Annotated in this window: 11 protein-coding genes, 1 tRNA gene and 1 pseudogene; 10 read left to right on the top strand and 3 right to left on the bottom strand. The window is 63.9% G+C overall.

All coding sequences use genetic code 11. The features are described 5' to 3' along the window. Positions 1-300 precede the first annotated feature (300 nt). Positions 301-688: pseudogene (gene tnpA, locus ACFMPD_RS05630) on the top strand (IS200/IS605 family transposase); the annotation flags it as partial. A 422-nt stretch (positions 689-1,110) separates the two neighbouring features. Here tnpA and ACFMPD_RS05635 read toward each other — a convergent pair. Then, positions 1,111-2,037 carry a calcium-binding protein gene (locus tag ACFMPD_RS05635; protein ID WP_380992680.1) on the bottom strand — a complete coding sequence of 309 codons (927 nt, stop codon included), beginning with the start codon at positions 2,035-2,037 and terminating at the stop codon, positions 1,111-1,113. 357 nt (positions 2,038-2,394) lie between these two features. Between ACFMPD_RS05635 and ACFMPD_RS05640 the strand changes: the two genes are divergently transcribed. From ACFMPD_RS05640 to ACFMPD_RS05680, 9 genes are all read left to right on the top strand, one after another. Continuing rightward, the gene (locus ACFMPD_RS05640; RefSeq protein ID WP_380992713.1) at positions 2,395-3,288 is read left to right on the top strand and encodes an efflux RND transporter periplasmic adaptor subunit; all 894 of its coding nucleotides are present in this window, start codon (positions 2,395-2,397) and stop codon (positions 3,286-3,288) included. Next, positions 3,281-6,490 carry an efflux RND transporter permease subunit gene (locus ACFMPD_RS05645; protein WP_380992682.1) on the top strand — a complete coding sequence of 1,070 codons (3,210 nt, stop codon included), beginning with the start codon at positions 3,281-3,283 and terminating at the stop codon, positions 6,488-6,490. The genes ACFMPD_RS05640 and ACFMPD_RS05645 overlap by 8 nt, the downstream gene beginning before the upstream one ends. A gap of 100 nt (positions 6,491-6,590) precedes the next feature. Further along, positions 6,591-8,012, top strand: coding sequence for a cryptochrome/photolyase family protein (locus tag ACFMPD_RS05650; RefSeq protein ID WP_380992685.1), 1,422 nt, complete (start codon positions 6,591-6,593; stop codon positions 8,010-8,012). 78 nt (positions 8,013-8,090) lie between these two features. Further along, on the top strand, positions 8,091-9,299 hold the full coding sequence (locus ACFMPD_RS05655) for a class I SAM-dependent methyltransferase (protein WP_380992687.1): 1,209 nt from the start codon (positions 8,091-8,093) through the stop codon (positions 9,297-9,299). Between the two features lie 16 nt (positions 9,300-9,315). Continuing rightward, entirely contained in the window at positions 9,316-9,756 is a 441-nt protein-coding gene (locus ACFMPD_RS05660; protein ID WP_380992689.1) for a TrgA family protein, read from the top strand. 37 nt (positions 9,757-9,793) lie between these two features. Beyond that, complete coding sequence (locus tag ACFMPD_RS05665) at positions 9,794-10,915, top strand: NUDIX domain-containing protein (RefSeq protein ID WP_380992691.1); 1,122 nt, start codon at positions 9,794-9,796, stop codon at positions 10,913-10,915. A 79-nt stretch (positions 10,916-10,994) separates the two neighbouring features. Further along, entirely contained in the window at positions 10,995-12,029 is a 1,035-nt protein-coding gene (locus ACFMPD_RS05670) for a cysteine synthase A (RefSeq protein WP_380992693.1), read from the top strand. Then, positions 12,026-14,452, top strand: a complete 2,427-nt coding sequence (locus tag ACFMPD_RS05675) for a DUF3772 domain-containing protein (protein ID WP_380992695.1) — start codon at positions 12,026-12,028, stop codon at positions 14,450-14,452. The genes ACFMPD_RS05670 and ACFMPD_RS05675 overlap by 4 nt, the downstream gene beginning before the upstream one ends. Before the next feature lie 84 nt (positions 14,453-14,536). Then, positions 14,537-14,626 (top strand) — tRNA-Ser (locus tag ACFMPD_RS05680). 345 nt (positions 14,627-14,971) lie between these two features. Here ACFMPD_RS05680 and ACFMPD_RS05685 read toward each other — a convergent pair. Further along, the gene (locus ACFMPD_RS05685; protein ID WP_380992697.1) at positions 14,972-15,349 is read right to left on the bottom strand and encodes a hypothetical protein; all 378 of its coding nucleotides are present in this window, start codon (positions 15,347-15,349) and stop codon (positions 14,972-14,974) included. Positions 15,350-15,442: 93 nt separating this feature from the next. Continuing rightward, positions 15,443-15,952 carry a type II toxin-antitoxin system PemK/MazF family toxin gene (locus ACFMPD_RS05690; protein ID WP_380992699.1) on the bottom strand — a complete coding sequence of 170 codons (510 nt, stop codon included), beginning with the start codon at positions 15,950-15,952 and terminating at the stop codon, positions 15,443-15,445. Between the last annotated feature and the right edge of the window lie 368 nt (positions 15,953-16,320).

Raw genomic sequence — 16,320 nt, forward strand, 5'->3', positions numbered from 1 at the left:
CACAAGGGCACTCCCAGCGGTTCGACCGGACTGTGCCTTTGGCGATCTGCGGGAACCCGGAAACTTCTGTTCGCCGGGGTTCGGGCCGGCAGAGCCATTTGCGCGGTTCGGCATGCCGGATTTCGCCGGGAAGGGTGAAACGTCCAGGGCAAAACGCCCGAGCATTGCCGGCGGGACGAATGGTTCAGTCCCATGCTTCGGCGCAGAGGGGACTGTCCGGTCGAGGGGCGGACGGCAATGCAGGCCGGACATGTCGGTCAAGAACCACAGAAATTCCGTCTGACCGCTTTCGGGTAGCCCCTGCTTTTCTATCACCGCTACCATATCGACTGCTCGACGAAGTATCGCTGCAAGGTGCTGCAGGGCGACGTTCGGTTGCGCGCCCGGGACATCTGCGGGCAGGTTTGCTGCGAGAAGGGAGACAACATCATTCGGGATGTGCTATCGGCGGATCATGTCCATATGTTCGTGCCGGTGCCGCCCGGGCTGGCGGTGAGCGATCTGGTGCGGCTGATGAAGGGGCGGTCTTCCCACAAGGTCCAACGTGAATGCGCTCAGCTACGCCAGCGTTACGGGGCCGACGTTATTGGGGCCGGGGGTAGTTCTCGACGACCAACGGCGCGTTTACCGAAGACATCGTGCTTCATACCTGGAAAAACACATCGCCGATCCTGCCGGCGCCAGCCGGTCGTGGTTCAGCCGGCAGGGGGATCGCGTTTGGCGCATTGATCCGGCCTGCGGACAATATGCGAGAACCCTGCGGTGCGACCAACCCGCTGGGGTGGGAACTGCCGGGAGAAGATCAATCGTCATCCAAGGGTACCGTTCGGTGCCACCGCAGACAGCATCTTCGGGACGGGAAATCGGGACGTGCGGGGCAAGACGATCCGGGTGGTGATGCTGGCGCGCAAGGGGGAAACATGTCGGATCGACACGGGCTAACCGGCGATTCATCGCGCGCGAACGGGTCCAAATCGCTTTTGCGTTCCCGTTCGGACAGGCGCATCGGTCATTGGCTGAAATCTGCAAGCTTTTTCTGAAAGGTGCAGGTGGGTCGCGCCGCCGGTTCCGGCCAAGGGAATGGTCTGGCCGCGGACCGCCCGAAGCGCGTCAGGCGGTGACGTCTGTCAGGCCGAACGTGGCGCCATCGCTGTGATCCATAAGCACGATATCGGCCTCGGTCAGCGGTGCATCGCTGTGCACACAAGCGACTTCGGTTCCATCAACAAGGACATGACTCAGTCCGGGCATATCCTCGTCTGGAACGATCTCGATCTCGGGATCCGGCGTTTCGGTCAGGTCGCAAACCATCAGCAACTGGTCCTTGCCGACCTCGAAATCCTTAAGTTCCGCAGCCTCGCCGTCTTCGATCCAGTCGCCGGTCACGATTCTGTCGGCACCGTCGCCCGCTTCGACGACGTCGCCGGAATCGGCCAGGATCGTGTCGTTGCCAGCGCCTCCGCTCAGGAAATCCGCTGTCGGAGTGCCATCGGCGCCGTTATCGTTGCTGGCGGTTTCCAGGCCGGAGATCAGATCATCCCCGGCACCGCCGAAAAGCACGTCCTGGCCCATCCCGCCGGTCAGAATGTCATCGCCCTGACCACCGTGAAGCAGATCGTCCCCAGCGCCGCCCAACAGGGTGTCGTCGCCATCGACCCCGTGCAATTCGTCATCGCCGGCGCCGCCTTGCAGCAGGTCGGCGCCGTCATGCCCCAGCAACACGTCGTCGCCTGCGCCGCCCAGAAGGGTGTCGTCACCGGACTGGCCGAGCAGCATGTCGCTGCCATCACCGCCGGAGATGGAATCATCGCCGTCACCGCCGGTGATCTGATCATCTTGGGCGCCGCCGCTCAGTAGCAGGTCGTTTTCACTGTCCGCAAAATCCAAGAGCTGGGTATTTTCCCTCAGGGTGTCCGCCGCGGGCTCGTCGATCAGGCCATCCTCTTCTTCATCATCGGCTTTCAGACCGGTAAAGTCTGTCGTCAGCACGACACCGCCCACTGCGATCAGACCCAGCATACTGGCCAACAACAACATTTCAGCGCTCCGCTCGATAGATGCCCGCCCAACCAGATTAGGGCATGCCGGGCCATGTTTGGTCAAAGTCAATATGACACTGCGGTTAAAGGCGCCTTAACGACCATCGTTGCAATCCGCGCCGTGAGCGGGTTGAGATTGATCCACGTCAAGGCCAGGCGACGGAACCTGAACTACATCTGCAAAAACTTGAATATCATGGCCAAAGCAGATACATGACGGTCGGATCAGCCGGCTCCCCGCAGGGGCGGCAAACGGGAAAGGGTCGAAATCGTGAGAAAACTGGCTGTTGCGGCGATCGTCTGTATCCTGTTGCCTGCCTTGGGGCAGGCACAGCAAGCTCATGTCGTAGAGGCCATGGCGGTGACCGAATGGAAGGCGGTTTATGGCCGGATCGAGGCGCGTGACCGCATTCCGGCGCGGGCGCGGCTGGGGGGCACGCTGATGCAACTGGACGTGACCGAGGGCGACCAGGTCGCGGCCGGGCAGCCGCTGGCGCGCATTGTCGATGGAAAGCTCGATTTCCGGCTGGCGGCGCTGGATGCGCAACTGCAGGTGCTGGACTCGCAGCTGACCAATGCCCGGACCGAGCTGACCCGGGGCGAAGAACTGCTGAAGCGCGGGGTCACGACGGTGCAGCGTCTGGACGGGCTGCGCACTCAGGTCGACGTCCTGACCAACCGGATCGACGCCACGCGCGCCGAACGGCGGGTGATCGAGCAACAGGCCGCCGAAGGCGACATTCTGGCGCCACTGACGGGCCGGGTGCTGGATGTGCCGGTGTCGGTGGGGGCTGTGATTCTGCCGGGTGAAGTGGTGGCGATGATCGGCGGCGGCGGTTTCTATCTGCGCCTGGCGGTGCCGGAACGCCACGCTGCGGCTCTGGGCGAGGGCGACCTCATCGAGATCGAGGAATCCGGCGGCGCCCGGCAGGGCCGCCTGGCGCGTCTCTATCCGGAAATCGAGAATGGCCGGGTGGTGGCCGATGTCGAGGTTGCCGGGCTGAGCGACGTCTTTGTCGGCAAACGCGTCCTGGTGCGGCTGCCGGTGGCGGAACGCAGCGCGCTCATGGTGCCGGCCGCGGCGGTTCACAGTCGTGCGGGGCTGGATTTTGTGCAGCTGGACGGCGATGGCGCGCAACAGCAGCGCACCGTGCTGCCGGGACGGCGCGTGACCATCGACGGGATCGAGATGATCGAAATCCTTGCCGGGTTGTCAGCCGGAGACACGGTGGTACTGGACGATGAATGACAGCGCGCAATCGGGCAAGCTGGGCCTTGCCGGGGGGTTGACCCGGGCCTTTATCAAGTCGTCCCTGACCCCCTTGTTCATTCTGGCCGCCCTGGCGGTGGGGCTGGTGGCGCTGACGTCGCTGCCGCGCGAGGAAGAGCCGCAGATCTCGGTGCCGCTGGTGGACATCCACATTCGGGCCGACGGGCTGCGCGCCGAGGATGCGGTCAAGCTGGTCACCGAACCGATGGAAACCATCGTCAAGGCGATCAACGGCGTCGAACATGTCTATTCCCAGACCCGGGACGACGGCGCCATGGTCACGGCCCGCTTTCTTGTGGGCACCTCGACCGATGCGGCGATCCTGCGGGTGCATGAAAAGGTGCGTGCCAATATCGACCGGATCCCCGTGGGCATTCCCGAACCCCTGATCGTCGGGCGCGGCATCGACGATGTGGCCATCGTTTCGCTGACCTTTTCGCCGGCACCGGGCGGAGATGTTTCGGCCAACGATCTGACCCGGGTGGCCCGTCAGGTGCGCACGGAAATCTCAAAGATTCAGGATGTCGGCCTGACCTATCTGGTCGGGGAGACGCCCGAGGTACTGCGGATCGCGCCCGACCCGGAACGGCTGGCGCTGTTCGGGATCACGTTGCAGCAGCTGGCCGACAAGGTGGCCAGCGCCAATCGCGCCTTTAGCACCGGCAAGCTGCATGACGGCGGCGAGCAGATCGATCTGGTGGCGGGCGAGACCCTGACCGCACCGGCCGAGATCGCCAATCTGCTGCTGAGCGCCCGCGATGGCCGGCCGGTCTATGTCGCCGACGTGGCGCAGGTCGAATTTGCGACCGACAGCCGCGAACATGTGGTCGCCCATGTCACGCGCGGCCCCGATGGCACGATCACCCGCAGCCCGGCGGTGACGCTGGCCGTGGCCAAACGCGCCGGCGCCAATGCGGTTCTGGTGGCCGAGGACATCCTGCACCGGCTGGACGGGCTGCAGGGCCGTCTGATCCCCGAGACGGTGCAGGTGGACATCACCCGCGACTATGGCGAGACCGCCAATGAAAAGGCCAACGAGCTGCTGTTTCACCTGGGACTGGCGACGGTCTCGATCATCGGTCTGGTACTGGTGGCGATCGGCTGGCGCGAGGGGATCGTCGTGGCCATCGTGATCCCGGTGACCATCCTGCTGACGCTGTTTTCGGCCTGGATCATGGGCTATACGCTGAACCGAGTGTCGCTGTTCGCGCTGATCTTTTCCATCGGCATCCTGGTGGACGACGCCATCGTGGTGATCGAGAACATCGCCCGCCACTGGGCCATGGCCGACGGGCGCAGCCGCACCGCCAGCGCCATCGACGCGGTGGCAGAGGTCGGCAATCCGACCATCGTCGCTACCCTGACCGTGGTCGCCGCCTTGTTGCCGATGCTGTTCGTCTCGGGGCTGATGGGTCCCTATATGAGCCCGATTCCGGCCAACGCTTCGGCCGCGATGATCTTTTCCTTTTTCGTCGCGGTGATCATCACGCCCTGGCTGATGGTCAGGATCGCCGGAAGCGCGCCGCATGACGGCGCCGGCGCCGGGCATGACAACAGCGGTGGTCGGCTGGGCCGCATCTATGCGGCCGTGGCCCGTCCTGTTCTGGCCAGCAAATCCGCCAGCCTGGTGTTCCTGCTGGTCACGGCGGTCTTGTCCTTTGGCTCGTTGGGCCTGCTCTATACCAAGGACGTGACGGTCAAGCTTTTGCCTTTTGACAACAAGTCGGAACTGGCCGTGGTGATCGACCTGCCCGAGGGAGCGGCGGTAGAGGCCACGGACGCGGTGGCGCAGCGGGTGGCCGCTGCGGTGCTGGACCTGCCCGAGGTGGTGTCGGTTCAGACCCATGCCGGCACCGCGGCGCCGTTCAATTTCAACGGGCTGGTGCGGCACTATTATGTGCGCGCCGAGCCGAACCTGGGCGATGTCCAGATCAACCTGGTGGCCAAGGATCACCGGGACCGGCCCAGCCACGATATCGCCCTGGATATCCGGTCGCGCCTGGCGTCCATCGACATGCCGGCGGGCACGGTGCTGAAAACCGTCGAGCCGCCGCCGGGTCCGCCGGTGATCGCAACCCTGCTGGCCGAGGTCTATGGGCCCGATGCCGACAGCCGACGCGCTGCGGCCGCGCGCATCCGCGAGGCTTTTGAAAGCGTGCCCTATATCGTCGATATCGACGACAGTTTCGGCACCCAGCCCCGGCGGTTGCGGGCAACGATATCCACCGATGACCTGGAGTATTTCGGGGTGCAGGAACGCGATGTCTTTGACACGCTGACCCTGTTGAACGCCGGCCAGACCGTCGGTTATTCGCACCGTGCCGCGCGTCGCAACCCGATCCCCATCGTGGTCGAACGCGCCCGTGGTGACCGGGTAATGGACGAACGGTTTCTGACGACGCCGATTCCGGCCAATGCCCTGCCGGGTGCGCGCGGCGTGGTCGAGCTGGGCGATGTGGTGCAGGTGCATCAGGAACGCGCCTCGTTCCCGATCTTTCGCCATAATGGCCGCGACGCCGAGATGGTGATGGGCGAACTGGCCGGCGATTTCGAGGCACCGCTTTATGGCATGCTGGCGGTGGCCGAAGCGCTGGACGCGATGGACTGGGAGGCGGACACCAAACCCGAGATCCGGCTGAACGGCCAGCCCGAGGACGAAACCGGCGTCACCCTGTTGTGGGACGGGGAATGGGAGGTGACCTGGATCACCTTTCGCGACATGGGCGCGGCCTTTGCCGTGGCGCTGCTGGGCATCTACATCCTGGTGGTGGCACAGTTCGGCAGCTTCCGGCTGCCGCTGGTCATCCTGACGCCCATTCCGTTGACCTTTCTGGGCATCATGGCCGGCCACTGGCTGTGGAACGCACCGTTTTCCGCCACCTCGATGATCGGGTTCATCGCCCTGGCGGGGATGATTGTGCGCAATTCGATCCTGCTGGTGGATTTCATCCGGCACGCGGACAGGACTGGAAAATCCCCCGTCGATATCCTGATCGAGGCCGGCGCGATCCGGTTCAAGCCGATCCTGTTGACCGCGATCGCGGCGATGATCGGTGCGGTGGTGATCCTGAACGATCCGATCTTTCAGGGGCTGGCGCTGTCGCTGCTGTTCGGGCTGTTGTCGTCGACCCTGTTGACGGTTCTGGTGATCCCGGCGATCTATCGGGTCTTCAAGACCTGAGATGCCGGCAGCAGGGGCGTGGCCCGATCGGGCTGCGCCCCCGTCGAAACTGATCCGGCGCGGCACCCCGTGCGTATCACCGGCAAACACGCGGGGGAACATGGCGCAAAATTCACCGATCCTGATGTGGTTCCGGCGCGATCTGCGTCTGGGGGACCATCCGGCGCTGACCGCGGCCAGCGCGACGGGCCGGCCGGTCATTCCGGTGTTCATCCTGGACGCGGCGGCCCGGAACCTGGGTGCGGCGGCAAGGTTCCGGCTGGGCCTGGGGCTGGACGCGCTTGCACGGGCGCTGGCGGCGCAGGGCAGCCGTCTGATCCTGCGTCGGGGGGATGCGCTGGAGGTTCTGCAGGCGCTGATCGCGGAAACCGGGGCCGACACGGTCTATTGGTCGCGCCTCTATGACCCGCAGGCGGTGGCCCGGGACACCGCCGTCAAGTCGGCCTTGCGCGCACAGGGCCTGACCGCGCGCTCGTTCGGAGGGCATCTGATGTTCGAACCGTGGACGGTAAAGACCGGGACAGGCAGCTTTTACCGGGTGTTCACGCCGATGTGGAAGGCGGTCAGGGCGCGCGAGGTCGATGTGCCGCTGCCACCGCCAGACCGCATCCCGCCGCCAGAGAACTGGCCGGACAGCGATGATCTGGACGATTGGGCGATGGCGCGGGCCCTGAACCGGGGGGCGGCGGTGCTGCGACCGCATATCCAGCCAGGTGAGGCGGCCGCATTGGCGCGGCTGGACCGCTTTGTCGGGCAGGGGATCGACGCCTATCGCGACCGGCGCGACCTGCCCGCCGAGGACGGCACGTCGGGCCTGGCAGAATATCTCAGCCTGGGCGAAATCAGCCCGCATCGCTGCTGGCATGCCGCCCTGCGCGCCCGCCATGACGGCATGGCCGGGGCGGAAACCTTTCAGAAGCAGCTGGTCTGGCGCGAGTTCGCCTATCACCTGATGCATCACACCCCCCATATCCTGACCGACAACTGGCGCCGTGAATGGGACGGATTTCCCTGGATCACCGACCCGGCGCATCCTCATGTGCGGGCCTGGAAACAGGGGCGTACCGGAATGGCTTTTGTCGATGCCGCCATGCGCGAGATGTATGTCACCGGCCGGATGCACAACCGGGGCCGGATGATCGCCGCAAGTTATCTGACCAAGCATCTGATGTGTCACTGGAAAATCGGCCTGGACTGGTTCGCCGACTGCCTTGTGGACTGGGACCCGGCCAACAATGCCATGGGCTGGCAATGGACGGCCGGTTCGGGCCCCGACGCGGCGCCCTATTTCCGGGTATTCAATCCGCGAACGCAATTGGACCGCTTTGATCCGGACCGCACCTATGTACGGCGCTGGATTGCCGAGGGCCAGGCCGACCCGCCCGCCACCGCGTGCCGCTATTTCGACGCGATTCCGCGCCGCTGGGGGCTGACGGCGGACGCGCCGTATCCCGATCCGATCGTGTCGGCAAGCGACGGCCGGGCGGTTGCGTTGAACGCCTATGAAAACCGAGATTTTTGAATAGCTTACAAGACGTGACTTGCGCGTGATGGCGTGACAAATTAACCTTTTCATGCCGAGACCGCTGGGGGAGCGCGGATGGTACTGACATCGACAGAGGGGCAGGAAAACCTGCCCAGGTACTTTGCCCAGGTGATGGAGATGCTGCGTCACCTTGAATATGGACGTCTGGACATCCGCCTGGACGATGGCCGGGTGTTTCGGGCCCAGGGCGAAAAACCCGGACCGGCCGCCGAGCTTGACGTGCACAATGACGACCTGTTCGCCCGCCTGATCCGCGAGGGCGATCTGGGCTTTTGCGAAGCATATTTCGACCGCTGGTGGAGCACGCCGGACCTGCAGGCCTTCATGGACCTGGTGCATTTGGGCACCAACACGATCTATGACGGGTTTCCGGGCATGGGGATAGTGCGCGCCTATGAGCGCCTGCGCTTTTGGCTGCAGCGCAATCACCGTGCCCAGGCGCGCAAGAACATCAGCTATCACTATGATCTGGGCAATGAATTCTACGCGCTGTGGCTGGACGAGACGATGACCTATTCCAGCGCGCTGTTCCGCACCGGACAGGAAGGCCTGGAGGCTGCGCAGACCGCGAAATATGCCAGCCTGATCGACCAGATGGGGGCCCGGCCCGGCGATCACATTCTTGAGATCGGCAGCGGCTGGGGCGGGTTCGCGGAATATGCCGCGCGCGAACGCGGGCTGCGCGTCACCGGCCTGACCATCAGCAAGGAACAGTTCAACTATGCGGTGAAACGTATTGAAAATGCGGGTTTAAGTGATCGTGTGACATTCAAGATGCGGGATTACCGCGACGAGACCGGTCGCTATGATGGCATCGCCAGCATCGAGATGTTCGAAGCCGTGGGCCAGAAGTACTGGCCGGCCTATTTCCGCACCGTGCACGACCGGTTGCGCCCCGGGCGCAATGCCACCCTGCAGATCATTACCGTCGCAGACCGGCGCTGGGACGTCTATCGGCGGGGTGTCGACTTTATTCAGAAATACATCTTTCCCGGCGGCATGCTGCCATCGCCCACGGTCCTGCGCGCGCAGATCGAAAAGGCCGGTCTTACCGTCGTGCGCTCTGTCGAATTCGGTGACAGCTATGACCTGACGCTGCGGCGTTGGCACGAGACGTTCAACGCCAGGTGGGAACAGATCGCGGATCTGGGGTTTGACTTGCGGTTTCGCCGCATGTGGAATTTTTATCTGACCTCTTGCGCGGCAGCCTTTGACAGCAGGAATGTGGACGTGACACAGATAACGGTAACGCGTCCAGCCTAGGATCCCGAACGACCCGATGCCCAATGCCGCCCGACTAGTCGCCGCGATCACCCTCGCGCTGCTTGCATTCATCCTGTCCGGGCTGATCATGCCCCTGATGCCCGAAGGCACGGGGTTCGGATATTTCACGCATATCAACATGCTGCTGGGCGTGGTGGTCGGGTGGATCGTCGTGGGCAAGCGTGCCGGGCGCGGTTGGACAGCGGCGGTCAACAACGGGTTGACCGGTATCGTGGCGTTGGTGTTTTGGGGCCTGTTTGTGCAGGGCGCCTATGAGATGATGCGCCAGGCGATGCGAAACCGGTTTGACGGGCCGTTCGAAGCTGTTCTGGCGATTTTCGAGATTGGCGCGAAATATGCGCTGACCCTGCTGGCGCCCAGCCTGATCGCCGCGGCACTGATCGGTGGCGTTCTGTCGGGGCTGGCCACCGAATACGCCTGGCGGCGCTGGCGCTAGCAGACAGCAACCCAACATATCGCAAGGATCCGCTGAATTGGCCGACTTGTTTCTTCACGGCGCCCTGCGCCATCTGCCTTTGCTGGAAATCGTTCTGGGGCGCAGGGTCGACGACGCCGAACTGACACCTGCGGTTCTGTGCGGGCATGTTGTCCGGCAGCCGCCCGGCCAACCCGTTCCGCTATTGCAGGCCGACGCGGTCGGGCGCGTACCGGGCCTGCTGTTGCGCGGAGTTTGCGCGGCGGGATTGCAGCGTCTTCAGTATTATCAAGTCAGTTGCGGGCATGATCCGCGCCCGGTTCCGGTGCAGCTGGACAATGGCGATACGGTCACCGCGCAGGTGTTCTTTTCCGCGCCCGGTGCCGGTTCCGGCGCGGCGCCCTGGTCGCTGCAGGGTTGGGTCGCGGACTGGGCCGCGATCAGCGAACAGGCGGCGCGCGAAGTCATGGCCTGGTACGGGCGCAAGAGCCCCGATGCGATCGCCGCGGCCTTGCCGGGCATCCAGCGGCGCGCCGCGGCCCATGTCAGCGCCCGGACGCGTGCCCGCGATCCGCACCGGGACGTTGCGCAAGAGGTGATCGTGCATGGCCATACCCACGCCTATGCTAGGTTCTTTGCGATGCAGGAGATGGACCTGCAACTGCGCCAGTATGACGGCAGCATCAGCCCGGTCCTGAACCGGGCGGCGGTACTGGTGGGCGAGGCGGCTGTGGTTCTGCCCTATGACCCGGTGCGCGACACCGTACTGCTGATCGAACAGTTCCGCGCGCCGCTGTTCATCACCGGTGACCGCGCCCCCTGGGTCTGGGAGCCGGTAGCCGGGCTGCTGGAACCCGGTGAGACCGCGCAGGCCGCTGCCAGGCGCGAGGCGGCCGAAGAGGCGGGCCTGATCTTGCGGCATCTGGAATCGGCGGGTGAGGTCTATTCCAGCACCGGATCCTCGACCGAATATCTGCATCTTTTCATCGGACTGGCGGATCTCGGCGGCGATTTTTCGGCGATCGGCGGCACGGACGAAGGCGAGGATATCCGCAGCCGGGTCCTGACCTTTGACCAGTTGATGCAAGGGGTTGACGCCCGTAGCTATCGTGACATGCCCCTGGTCACGACCGCCCTGTGGCTGGCCCGGCATCGCGACCGGCTGCGCCTGGCCGGGTGAGGCGATCGGGCGCGACGGCGCTTGAGGTCGGCACCCGCCGGCGATACACCTGATTTCGACAACAAGGATTGGGACCACCATGCATATCGCACGCGATCTGGCCGAGGCCGTAGGACACACCCCTTTGATCCGGCTGCGCCGCGTCAGCGAAGAGACCGGTTGCGAGATTCTGGGCAAGGCCGAATTCATGAACCCCGGGCAGTCGGTCAAGGACCGCGCGGCGCTGTACATCATCCGCGATGCCATCGCCAAGGGCGAGCTGAAACCCGGCGGCACCATCGTCGAGGGCACCGCCGGCAATACCGGGATCGGTCTGGCCCTGGTTGGCGCTTCGATGGGGTTCAAGACGGTGATCGTGATCCCCGAGACCCAGAGCGAAGAGAAGAAGGACATGCTGCGCCTGGCCGGAGCCGAATTGGTGCAGGTGCCGGCGGCGCCATATCGCAACCCGAACAACTTTGTGCGCTATTCCGAACGGCTGGCCCGCGAACTGGCCCAGACCGAACCCAATGGCGCGATCTGGGCCAACCAGTTTGACAATGTTGCCAACCGCCAGGCCCATGTGGAAACCACGGGGCCGGAAATCTGGGAGCAGACCGACGGCAAGGTCGCCGGTTTCGTCAGCGCTGTCGGATCGGGCGGCACTCTGGCCGGCGTCGCCGAAGCCCTGCAGCCCAAGGGCGTCAAGATGGCGCTGGCCGATCCGATGGGGGCGGCGCTGTATTCCTGGTATACCGATGGCAAGCTCGAAATGGAGGGCAGCAGCATCGCCGAGGGTATCGGCCAGGTGCGCATCACCGAGAACCTCAAAGGGTTCACCCCGGATTTTGCCTATCAGGTTCCGGACAACGAGGCGCTGCCCTATGTCTTTGATCTGCTGCGCGACGAGGGTCTGGTGATGGGCGGCTCGACCGGCATCAATATCGCGGGCGCGGTCAGGCTGGCCCGGGATCTGGGGCCGGGCCATACCATCGTCACAGTGCTGTGCGACTATGGCACGCGCTATCAGTCGAAACTGTTCAACCCGGATTTTCTGCGCGAAAAGGAACTGCCGGTGCCTGACTGGATGACCCGCGCCCCGGCCAGCATCCCTGGTGTCTTTCAGGACGCGTGACGCAGGTGCCCGCGGTGATCCGTCTTATCTGCGTGTTGCTGCTGGCGCTGTGCGCCAGCGTCGCCGCGGCAAATGACCCGAACCTGAACCGGGAGGTTTTTGACGAATGGACGCGCACCGCCGATCGGGCCGAGACCATCATCGATCAGGGGCGGGCCTCGGATGCGGCGCTGGAGAAACTGCGCGCCGAGATCGCCGAATTCCGCCAGGTATTTGCCTCGGCCCGCGATCAGAATTCGGCGCGTATCAAGACCTTGCAATCGCAGATTGATGCGTTGGGTCCGAAACCCGAAGAGGGGGCCGAGGAACCTGCGGATATCGCCGAGCTACGGCAGTCCCTGAACAGCCAACTGGCGGATCTGCGGGTGCCGCGGGTGGTCGCCGAGGAATCGCACAACCGCGCCAATGGCCTGATCGGCGAAATCGACCGGATCATCCGCGAGCGGCAGGCGAAAGAACTGCTGTTGCGCGGTCCGTCGCCCCTGAACCCGGCCCACTGGCCGGTGGCGTTGCGCGATGTGAATGAGGCAATCCGCGGGTTGTACAACGAAACCCGCATCGCCTGGAAAAGCGGCGTTGCAACGGGCGAGTTGAAGGCCCATTGGCCCGGCGCTTCGGTGCTGATGCTGGTCGGTGTGGTCCTGATGGCGATGGGCGGGCGCTGGTCGCGCCGTTTGCGTGCGTTTCTGCGTCAGTTTGGCGGGGTCGGATCCGGGGTCTGGACCTTTGTCGCCTCGCTGATCAGCATCGTCTTGCCGATGATCGGCTTGCTGGCCTTTTGCAAGGGCATGACCATGACCGGACTTTTGGGGCTGCGGGGCATGTTGCTGCTCGAAGCCATTCCGGGCTGGGGCGTGACCTTTTTGTTCTTTCGCTGGCTGGCGGAACGGGTCTATCGCGATGCCGGCGATGACCGGGTCGAATTCGTCAAGCAGCATCACCGCGCGGAATCCCTCCTGCTCGTCATGATGTTGGCGGTGATGCTGATCGCGGACGATCTGATCCAACTGTATCAGCGGATGGAGAATATCAGTGACGCCTCGCGCGCGGTCGTCGTGTTCCCGCCGATCCTGCTGTCGGCTCTTATTCTGCTGCGCCTGCAGCGTATCGGCATGCGCTTTAAAACCGCCGCGCCCGAAGACGGCGAGGACGGCCCCCAACAACGCATTGGCCTGCCCAAGCTGGTAAACGCACTGCGCCGCGGGGCGGTGGTCATGGCGGTGCTTTCACCTTTGCTGGCTGCCGCCGGATTTGTGAATGCAGGCGAAGCCATCGTCTATCCGGCGATTGAGACGCTGGCCCTGGTGTCGGTCGCCGTCACGCTGCAGCGGTTCTTTGGCGATCTCTATGGCTGGTTGTCCGGCCGGGGCGAGGCGGCGCGGGATTCGCTGCTGATCGTGCTGCTGGGCTTTGTGCTGGCCTTGCTGGCTCTGCCGGTTCTGGCCTTGATATGGGGCGCGCGGGTTTCCGACCTGACCGAGCTTTGGGATCAGTTTCTGTCCGGCTTTTCGTTGGGCGGCGTTCAGATATCGCCGACGAATTTCCTGACCTTTGCGCTGATCTTTTCCATTGGATTTGGCCTGACGCGTCTGCTGCAGGGCGGGCTACGGCACAGTCTGCTTCCAAAGACCGCCATCGACCCGGGGGGGCAGAACGCCATCGTGGCGGGCATCGGTTACGTCGGGGTCTTCCTGGCGGCGCTGGTCGCGGTCACCGGAGCCGGGATCGACCTGTCCTCCCTGGCCATCGTCGCAGGTGCGCTGTCGGTCGGTATTGGCTTTGGTCTGCAGACCATCGTGTCGAACTTTGTCAGCGGGATCATCCTTCTGGTTGAACGGCCGATCTCCAAGGGCGACTGGATCGAGGTCGGCGGCCTTATGGGCTATGTGCGCGATATTTCGGTGCGTTCGACCCGGATCGAGACCTTTGACCGCAGCGACGTGATCGTGCCCAACTCGGACCTGATCAGCGGCACGGTGACCAACTATACCCGCGGCAATACGATCGGTCGCGTGATTGCGCCGGTCGGTGTCGCCTATGGCACCGACACACGAAAGGTCGAAAAGATCTTGGGCGAGATCGCTAATGATCATCCTATGGTGCTGGCCAACCCCGCGCCCAGCGTGGTGTTCCAGGGCTTTGGCGCCGACTCGCTGAATTTCGAGATCCGCGCGATCCTGCGCGACGTGAACTGGGTTCTGAGCGTCAAATCGGACCTGAACCACGAGATCGCCCGCCGCTTTGTCGAAGCGGGCATAGAGATACCCTTTGCCCAGCGTGATATATGGCTGCGCAATCCCGAAGCGTTGCCAAAGATACAGGATGCGGATGACATGACGACACAGACCGACCCCGACGGGGCGACGACGCCGGGCAGAGGGACGGGGCAGGGCACCGGCGGGACCCAAGCCGAAAAATCATAGCGCCGAACAGAAGCTGAGATCGCCGAAATACCGGATATTTCCATCTTGCAAAGATCGGCGCGATCCGGCACATATCGCCTCCACGGAGAGGTGGCCGAGTGGTCGAAGGCGCACGCCTGGAAAGTGTGTAGGCGGGAGACCGTCTCCAGGGTTCGAATCCCTGTCTCTCCGCCATTTTTCCCGCCGCTCAGGCCGGTGATTCCAACAAAAACAATGCGATAATCGTCGGATGCGCATTGGTTCTCCCCTTTCTTGCTACACGTTCGTGAAGTTTTGTAGAGCCTTTTGATCCNTTCGAATCCCTGTCTCTCCGCCATTTTTCCCGCCGCTCAGGCCGGTGATTCCAACAAAAACAATGCGATAATCGTCGGATGCGCATTGGTTCTCCCCTTTCTTGCTACACGTTCGTGAAGTTTTGTAGAGCCTTTTGATCCTCGAAGGCGGACGCGCCGACATCTCTGTAGCAGCAGAAATTCGCCGGCGCGCCCTGGCGCGGGGGGTTCGACCCGCGTGGTTCGATCAGGCGGCGGCGCGCAGTTCTTTCAGCGCCTTTTCCGCGCGCAGCACGTCATGCACGGCCGAGAGCGTGGCGTAGAGTTCCATGAGAACCGAAAGCGCGTTGGTCGGCCTGTCGGCCTCGGGCGTAAGGCGCTCGCGGCCCCAACTCCGGTTGTCCGAGACATTTTCCGGGCTGTGATCGTAGCAGGTTTCCACACAGGTGCCCTCGACGATCTGGTGCAGCATCGCCAGGATGCCCTTGTCGAAAATCGCGCCGCTCCGAAGCCGTGCCGCGAGCTTTCTGGCTTCGCGCTTGGTCTCGGGCGCGATGAGGTCGAGCACATCCCGCTCGATGCCGGTCGCGGCGGCGCGGGCCAGCGGAAAGCAGGAGGAGGCCATGCTGGTGAGTTTTTCAGCCGAAGGAAAGGGAAGTTCCCTTGTCTGTATCCTTGAATTGTTGGGGGTGCGGGAGGCACCGGAAGGCGCGGTTCCTTACCGGAAATCGCGATCTTCGCGCGCCCACCGTGCCTGTTCCCGGCGTTTTTCCTCGCGGTGGTGCGCGGCGATATCCGCCTCGGCCTGGATCCAGGCGCGCACGGCGTTCATCCGTTCGACCAGCGCGTCATCCAGGCGGCCGATCAGGGGCGATGATCCATCGACCAGACCCTCAATCTCGCGGTTGCGGCAATGAACGGTGATGCGGCGGGCGCAGACGAAACGCGTCGGCCTGGTCAGCCCGGCATGCGCCTGCGATTGCGGCTGCCGCACGAAGAACCCATAGCCGCGATTGGCCGGGCCACCGGACGAGGTGCCACAGGCCAGCTCGACAAAGCGGTCCTGCCCGCGCGCAAAGGTATCGAGCACCAGGCAGGGCCGCCGCTTTGACGGCTCGATCCGGGCGTCGTCCTCGGCGACGGGAAAGCGGAACAGCACGATATCGCCGCGCTGTGGGGCCGTGGCCCAGTCCGGGGCCGGAACGAAGGTCTGGGGGCGTTGAAACATCTCGGGTCTCCTTGATGTGAAAGATTGACACCAGCGAAGGTTCCCCTTTATCCGGGGCGCCCGTTCTGCCGCGTGTCATCCAGAACACGCGGCAGAACGGTGGCCCTGTGGTGTTGCGGGCCAACCTCGCAACACAAACCGGGAGAGCGGCGAGAGGGTGGTCCTCTCGTCAATATTTGGATGCCCGACACGCGGAAGTGGGAGAGGTGTCGGCGTTGGATGGGCCAGACGAATGGCGGCAATGCGCAGGAAGCCGCCGCTGCAAAGTTGCGAAGCGTCTTCGCTCTTCGGAACCTGATCGGCCCAAAGCTGACCTCGCGCGGGTCATTCGGTCTCTGCGGTAGCAACGTAAGCGTCCGGTCTGACTG

The organism is Sedimentitalea sediminis (assembly GCF_042687825.1).
Taxonomy (GTDB): domain Bacteria; phylum Pseudomonadota; class Alphaproteobacteria; order Rhodobacterales; family Rhodobacteraceae; genus Sedimentitalea.